At 69.5% G+C, this 6897-nt stretch carries 7 protein-coding genes; 4 read left to right on the forward strand and 3 right to left on the reverse strand.

Features of this window, described 5'->3' with window-relative positions; all coding sequences use genetic code 11:
- The first annotated feature begins 45 nt into the window (after positions 1-45).
- The 4 genes from AOZ49_RS13685 (at position 46) to AOZ49_RS13700 (ending at position 4140) form a co-directional block, all read left to right on the forward strand.
- Positions 46-840 (forward strand): enoyl-CoA hydratase, encoded by a 795-nt coding sequence (locus AOZ49_RS13685; protein ID WP_054475939.1) that lies wholly within the window; start codon positions 46-48, stop codon positions 838-840.
- Entirely contained in the window at positions 837-1982 is a 1146-nt protein-coding gene (locus tag AOZ49_RS13690) for a CaiB/BaiF CoA transferase family protein (RefSeq protein ID WP_054475878.1), read from the forward strand. Before AOZ49_RS13685 ends, AOZ49_RS13690 begins: the two co-directional genes overlap by 4 nt.
- A 73-nt stretch (positions 1983-2055) precedes the next feature.
- Positions 2056-3000: a LysR family transcriptional regulator gene (locus AOZ49_RS13695; RefSeq protein ID WP_054475881.1), complete on the forward strand. Its 945-nt coding sequence runs from the start codon at positions 2056-2058 to the stop codon at positions 2998-3000.
- Between the two features lie 159 nt (positions 3001-3159).
- Positions 3160-4140, forward strand: coding sequence for a Bug family tripartite tricarboxylate transporter substrate binding protein (locus AOZ49_RS13700; RefSeq protein WP_054432185.1), 981 nt, complete (start codon positions 3160-3162; stop codon positions 4138-4140).
- Positions 4141-4158: 18 nt separating this feature from the next.
- Here the strand turns inward: AOZ49_RS13700 and AOZ49_RS13705 are convergent, their stop codons facing one another.
- The 3 genes from AOZ49_RS13705 to AOZ49_RS13715 all read right to left on the reverse strand — a co-directional run.
- Positions 4159-4452 carry a helix-turn-helix domain-containing transcriptional regulator gene (locus AOZ49_RS13705; protein WP_231689901.1) on the reverse strand — a complete coding sequence of 98 codons (294 nt, stop codon included), beginning with the start codon at positions 4450-4452 and terminating at the stop codon, positions 4159-4161.
- Positions 4453-4459: 7 nt separating this feature from the next.
- A complete protein-coding gene (locus tag AOZ49_RS13710; protein ID WP_054475883.1) occupies positions 4460-4804 on the reverse strand; it encodes a type II toxin-antitoxin system RelE/ParE family toxin in 345 nt (114 codons plus the stop codon).
- Positions 4805-4987: 183 nt separating this feature from the next.
- The coding region (locus tag AOZ49_RS13715) for a TonB-dependent receptor (protein ID WP_054475885.1) at positions 4988-6897 on the reverse strand (1910 nt) is incomplete at its 5' end.

The following is a 6897-nucleotide window of genomic DNA, read 5'->3' on the forward strand; positions in this document are numbered from 1 at the left end:
AGCATGACCGGCATCGCCCACGATTCCAATGGAGACAGCAAGCTCATGAGCGCCCCGATTCCCGCCTTCCCCCACAGCCACATCGAGCGCGATGCGCGCGGCGTCTATACGCTGCGGATCGACGACGCCAAGAGCCTGAACATCCTGGCCTCGCCGGTCACGCTGGGCCTGACCCAGGCGGTGCGCTGGATCGCGGCGCAGGCCGACGCCCGCGCGCTGGTGCTGCGCGGCAGCGGCGACAAGGCCTTCGTCGGCGGCGCCAACATCTATGAAATGGCCGAGCTGGATCCGGACGGCGGCCGCGCCTTCATCACCCGCCTGCGCGACCTGTGCGAAGCGGTGCGCGCGGTGCCGGTGCCGACCATCGCCCGCCTGCCCGGCTTCTGCCTGGGCGCCGGCATGGAACTGGCCGCGGCCTGCGACATCCGCCTGGGTTCGCGCGACGGCGTCTTCGGCATGCCCGAAGTGCAGGTCGGCATTCCATCGGTGATCCACGCCGTGCTGCTGCCGGCGCTGATCGGCCCGGGCGCCACCCACTGGCTGCTGCTGACCGGCGCCACGGTCGACGCCGAGCAGGCCCTGCGCTGGGGCTTCCTGCAATTCCTGTGCGAGGCCGGCGAGCTGGACGCGCTGGTCGAGCGCACCGTCGCGCCCATCGCCCACAGCGGGCCGCTGGCGGTGCGTTCGCAGAAAGCGCTGCTGCGCTATTGGGAGACGTCCACGGTCGAGGCCGGCCTGGACCGCAGCGTCGACGCCTTCGGCGCCGCCTTCACTACCGACGAGCCGAGCCGCTACATGGCGCCGTTCCTGGCCCGCAAGCGCGCGCGGGAGGCGCAATGACGGCCGCGGCCACCGGCCCGCTGGCCGGCGTGCGGGTGATCGACATGACCTCGGTCGGCATGGGCCCCTACGCCACCCAGATCCTGGGCGACATGGGCGCCGAGATCATCAAGATCGAAGCGCCCGAGGGCGACGTGTTCCGCGCCTCGGCGCCGGCCGCCTCGCCCGGCATGGGCGCCGTCTACCTGAACCTGAACCGCAACAAGCGCAGCCTCACCCTGAACGTCAAGGAGCCGGAGGACCTGCAACGCCTGCTGCGGCTGATCGACGGCGCCGACGTCTTCATCTCCAACGTGCGCCCGCGCGCGCTGGCGCGGGCCGGGCTCGACGCCGCCAGCCTGCGGGCGCGCAACCCGCGCCTGATCACCTGTTCGGCGGTGGGCTTCGGCCAGGACGGCCCCTACGCCGCGCAGCCGGCCTTCGACGACATCATCCAGGCCATGAGCGGCCTGGCCGACCTGCAGGGCCGCAACAGCGGCGCGCCGGCCTATATCAACACCATCATGGCCGACAAGGTGGCCGGGCTGACGCTGGCCTACGCCATCCCGATGGCGCTGTACGAGCGCGAGAAATCCGGCCAGGGCCAGGCGATCGAGGTGCCGATGTTCGAGACGCTGGTGTCCTTCACCCTGATCGAGCACATGGGCGGGCGCACCTTCGACCCGCCGCGCGGCGGCATGGGCTACAGCCGCGTGCTGTCGCCCGAGCGCCGGCCCTACCGCACCCGCGACGGCTTCCTGGCGCTGCTGCCTTATACCGACGCGCAATGGCAGCGCTTCTTCACCCTGGCCGAACGCGCCGACCTGGCCGCCGATCCGCGCTACGCCAGCGCCCAGACCCGCGCCCGCCACTTCGACGCGCTGTACACCGACCTGGCGGCCATCGTCGCGCTGCGCGGCACCGACGACTGGCTGGCGCTGCTGGCGGACGCCGACATCCCGCACTCGCGCGTCAATCCGCCCGAGGCGCTGTTCGACGACCCGCACCTGGCCGCGACCGGCTTTTTCCAGCGGGTCGAGCATCCGACCGAGGGCGCGCTCACGGCCACCGCGATCCCGGTGCGCTTCTCGCGCACGCCCGGGTCGATCCGCCGCCTGGCGCCACGCCAGGACGCGGATCGCGATATGCTCGATCCGGATTGAGTCCCCGGGGCGCGGCGGATGCGGGCTTGCGCGCGCCGGCCCCCGGGGCGCCCGCCCCCTTTCCGCCCCGATCATGAACATCACCCTGAAGCAGTTGCGCGTGTTCTGCGCGCTCTACGAGTTGCGCAGCTTCACCGCCGCCGCCCGCGCCGCCTTCGTCACGCAATCGGCGGTCAGCAAGCTGTGCGCCGAACTCGAGGCCGAAGTCGGCCAGCCGCTGTTCGAGCGCTCGACCCGCAGCGTCACGCCGTGCGAGGGCGCGGCCGACTTCTATGCCTATGCCCAGGAGATCCTGGGCACGGTGCGCGCGGCCGAGCGCAGCATGTCCGGCCTGCGTTCGCTGGAACGCGGCGTGGTCGGCGTGGCCAGCTCGCCGATGATGATGGTCGGCCTGCTGGGCGGCGTGATCGCGCACTACCACCGCCGCCATCCGGGCGTGAAGCTGGACCTGTTCGAGCTCAATACCGACGAGACCATCGAGCACGTGCGCCACGGCCGCGCCGACTTCGGCATCGTCTCCACCGACATCGAGGGCGACGAACTGGCCGCGCGCGTGATCTACCGCGACACCATGCATGCCGCCTTCGCGCCCGACCATCCGCTGGCGCGCCGCAAACAGGTCCGCTGGGCCGACCTGGCCGCCCACGAACACATCACGCTGCGCAACGTCTACAGCGTGCGCCGCGCGGTGGACCGCATCAGCGGCGAACTCGACCTGCAATTCCAGTCCGGCATCGAGGCCGGCATGCTGACCTCGGTGCTGAACCTGGCGCGGGCCGGCCTGGGCATCACCGTGGTGCCCGGCTACGTCTGCGCCTTCGCGCGCCAGCTGGGCCTGGCCACCGCGCCCATCGGCGGCGCCGGCCAGCGCGGCCACGCGCTGTGGCTGATCCAGCGCCACAACGCGCGCCTGTCGCGAGCGGCGGACGCGTTCCTGGCCGACCTGGAGACGACGCTACGGGCGCGCGAGGCGGCGCCCGACCCGACCCGCTACGACGAGGACGCCGCCGGCCAGTGAGGCCACGGCAAGCCGATGCGCGCGGCGCGGGACTTATCCGGATACGGAATAGGTCTATGAAAATTAGTCCCTTGTTGCGATAAGCCGCGCGGCCGCATCATGGCGGAAATCGCGGCCGCCACATGCCATCGCGGCCGGAGAAAAACACAGGAGACTTTCATGACCCGATCCCCGGAACGCAGCCGCATGCGCCGGTTCGCCGCCTGCTGCGCCCTGGCCCTGGCCGCCACCGGCGCCGCGCAGGCCGACGATGCCTACCCCAGCAAGCCCATCACCATCGTGGTGCCGTTCTCGCCCGGCAGCGCCACCGACACCAGCGCCCGCATCCTGACCGAAAAGCTCGGCCCGCGCCTGGGCGTGCCGATCGTGATCGAGAACAAGCCCGGCGCGTCCGGCACCATCGGCTCGTCCACCGCCGCGCGCGCCGCGCCCGACGGCTACACCCTGATCCTGACCAGCAGCTCGACGCACTCGGCCACGCCGGCCCTGTTCCGCAAGCTGCCTTACGATCCCACCGGCGATTTCATCCACGTCATCCGCATCGCCACCATTCCCATGATGCTGGTGGTGCGCGCCGATTCGCCCTACGGCTCGGTGTCCCAGCTGGTGCAGGCCACCCGCGCCAAGCCGCTCAACTACGCCTACGGCTCGCCCACCAGCCAGATCGCCGGGGCCACCTTCAACAGCGTTGCCGGCGCCGCCGCCAACGCCGTGCCCTACAAAAGCCAGCCGCCCGCCGTCACCGACCTGCTGGGCGGCCACGTCGACTACCTGTTCGCCGACCTGTCGGTGGTGACGTCGTTCATGCACAGCGGCAAACTCAAGGGCATCGCCTTCACCGGCCAGGCGCGCTCGAAGGACTTCCCCGACGTGCCGACGCTGGCCGAACTGGGCTACCGGAATTTCGACCTGGTGGTGTGGGTGGGCGTGGCCGCGCCCAAGGACACGCCGGCGCCGGTGGTAGAGCGCCTGAACCGCGAGATCACGCGCATCCTGAGCGAGCCCGACAGCATCGCCAAGTTCGAGACGCTGGGCATGCAGGTCGCGCCCAACACGCTGGCCGAACACCAGGCCTTCGCCCAGTCGCAGCGCCAGATCTGGACCCAGCGCGCGATCGACGCGAAGATCGAGCCGCAATAAACGCCCCGAGGCGCGGCCTCAGCCCATCCGGACCGGGGCCGCCGCATCCGCCAGCGGCACCACGGCCAGCCGCAGGCCCATCGCCCTGAGAATCGCCAGCAGGCTGGCGAGCGACGGATTACCCTTGGACGACAGCGTGCGATAAAGCTGCGTCGGATTCAGCCGCGCCTGCTCCGCCACGGCCTGCATGCCGCCGAACGCCTGCGTCATCTGGCGCAGCACCACCAGCAATTCCCCCTGGTCGCCATCGGCGAGAATGCTGTTGACTGTCTCCAGCGCGAGGGCGGGGTCGCTGCGATAGACCTCGACCATTGCTTCATCATGGGGCTTGCTTCTCATCATCCGTTCTCCGTTGCCAGTCATGCCAATACTCCACCGCGCGATGGATGTCGGCATCCTGCGTGCGCTTGCTGCCTCCGGCCAGCAACAGCACCAGCCGTTCACCGGACAGCGTGTAGTAGACGCGCAGGCCCGGCCCTGAATCGATACGCAATTCCCACACGCCCTCGCGGCAGAAGCGGTGATCGCCGAAATTGCCGGACGCCAGACGCGCCACACGGCGAATGACCGCCACCTTGTCGCGCATGCCGCGCAGGCCGCGTAGCCAAGTGGCATAGGAATCCTTGAGTTTTCCGGGGGTGAGGTAGTGTTCGATTCGGTACATACCATATTCGTCAAAAGACGAAGTCCAGTCAAGTCAGCACAGTCAGTCCGCCAACAAGATAAGACACTCCCTTGGTTCCTGCCGGGCGGTGCGCGACCTTTTCCTCCCCACTCGCGCGTCTTCCTGCAAAGAGAAAACGGGCGCCGAAGCGCCCGTCCGTCCTGCCTGGATCGTGTCTACCCGTCAGAACCGGTACTGCGCCGTCGCCACCACCGTGCGCGGTTCGCCCACGCGGATCTGGCCGGCGCTGGTGGCGGAGGCGTAATAGGTCTTGTCGGTGATGTTGCGCACCGCCAGGCGCCAGTCCCACTGGCCGGCGCGGTAGCCGACCAGCGCGTCCCAGGTGGCGTAGCCCGGCAGCACCGCCGAGTTGGCGTTGTCGGCATAACGCTGGCCGACGAAGGTCAGGCCGGTTTCGCCGTACAGGCCCTCGGCCGGCTTGTAGGTCAGGAACACGCTGCCGTTGCGCCGCGCCACGTTGCTGACGCGGTTGCCCGCCAGGCCGTTGTTGTCCTCGACGATGGAGGCGTTCTGCAGGCCGATGCCGCCGCGCAGGTACCAGTTGCCGGTCAGGCGTCCGGCGGCGGTCAGCTCGATGCCGCGCGAACGCTGCTTGCCGGTCAGCAGCACGATGGTCGGATCGACCGGGTCGGAGGTGCGGCGGTTGTAGAGTTCCAGCTGGTACAGCGCCAGCGTGGTGCTCAGATTCCCGTCCAGCCAGTCGCTCTTGACGCCCACTTCGTACTGGCGGGTCTGCTCCGGATCGACGTCATTGGTGTTGCCGCGCGCGTTCGGCGTGATGCCGATGAGGCTGCCGCCGACCGGCGAGAAGGTCTTGCTGTACGACGCGTAGAACGAGTGGTCGCGCACCGGCGTCCACACCACGCCGGCGCGCGGGCTCAGGCCATGGCTGTCGCGGCGGGCCGAGAGGTCCAGCAAGCGGTTGGTGGAATCGACGCTGAAGCGGTCCATGCGCAGGCCCAGCAGCACCTGCCAGGCATCGTCCAGCTTGATCTGGTCCTGCACGTAGTAGCCTTGGCTGCGGGTCTTGTGGCGGGCGGAGCTGTTGAGCGCCATGGCGCCGTTGTGCTGCTGGGACAGGTCCGGGTCGTACAGGTCCAGCGTCGGCACTGGCTGCGCGCCCGGCCCGCGCGCCAGCGTGGTGTAGAGGTCGGGCGTGCGCGTCTGGTTGGCCACGTCCACCCCGAACAGCACCCGGTGCTCGATGGCGCCGGTATGGAACAGGCCCTCGGCTTCCAGGTTGTTGCTGATGCTGCGGGTGGTCAGGTCCTGCTGCCAGCGGGTGCGGGAGACCTTGCCGGTGGCGGCGTTGTAGCCGGTCAGGTAGGTGTTGTCGAACTTGCTGTCGAGCGCGAACACGCCCAGCGTGTAGCGCAGCTGCCAGCCCGGCGCCAGCGTGTAGGCCAGGCGCGAGCGGAACGATTGCGCGCGGTCGTCGATGTAGTCGCGGTCGGGATCGCCGTAGACGGTCGAGCGGCCGACGTCGGCGGGCCGGCCGTTGACGCTGGGGATGCCGCGGTCCGGGGTGCGGTCATAGCGGCTGTATTCGTATTGCACCAGCCAGTCCAGGTCGGGCGTGATGCGCCAGTTCAGGGACGGCGCCACCAGCTGGCGGGTGCCGCCGATCTTGTGGCGGAAGCTATTGGTGTCTTCCTGGCCGACGTTCAGGCGCACGCTGACGTTTTCACCGGGGTCGGCGCTCAGGTCGCCGTAGAAGCTGCGCAAGTCCCAGCTGCCGGCCTGCGCTTCCAGGGTGGATTCACGGCCCGGCTGCGGCGCCTTGCTGACGCGGTTGACGATGCCGCCCTGGCTGCCGCGGCCGTACAGCACCGCGGCCGGCCCCTTGAGCACCTCGATGCGTTCGATGTTGTGCAGGTCGCGCACGTACTGGCTGTCGTCGCGGATGCCGTCCAGGTAGAAGTCATTGCTGGCGTCGAAGCCGCGGATGCGCAGCGAGTCGAAGCGGGTGTCCGAGGCATTGCTGACGTTGGGGATGCCGGACAGGGCCTCGCCGAGGGTGCTGATGCCGTAGTTCTGCAGGCTCTCGACCTTGACCGTGTCGATGGCCTGCG

The sequence above is a fragment of the Achromobacter sp. 2789STDY5608615 genome (genome assembly GCF_001298995.1).
Lineage (GTDB): Bacteria > Pseudomonadota > Gammaproteobacteria > Burkholderiales > Burkholderiaceae_B > Achromobacter > Achromobacter insuavis.

Bases quoted from the DNA above. Each gene is read 5' to 3' on its own strand.
- AOZ49_RS13685 (WP_054475939.1), top strand. From the start codon at position 46: ATGAGCGCCCCGATTCCCGCCTTCCCCCACAGCCACATCGAGCGCGAT.
- AOZ49_RS13690 (WP_054475878.1), top strand. From the start codon at position 837: ATGACGGCCGCGGCCACCGGCCCGCTGGCCGGCGTGCGGGTGATCGAC.
- AOZ49_RS13695 (WP_054475881.1), top strand. From the start codon at position 2,056: ATGAACATCACCCTGAAGCAGTTGCGCGTGTTCTGCGCGCTCTACGAG.
- AOZ49_RS13700 (WP_054432185.1), top strand. From the start codon at position 3,160: ATGACCCGATCCCCGGAACGCAGCCGCATGCGCCGGTTCGCCGCCTGC.
- AOZ49_RS13705 (WP_231689901.1), bottom strand. From the start codon at position 4,452: ATGGTCGAGGTCTATCGCAGCGACCCCGCCCTCGCGCTGGAGACAGTC.
- AOZ49_RS13710 (WP_054475883.1), bottom strand. From the start codon at position 4,804: ATGTACCGAATCGAACACTACCTCACCCCCGGAAAACTCAAGGATTCC.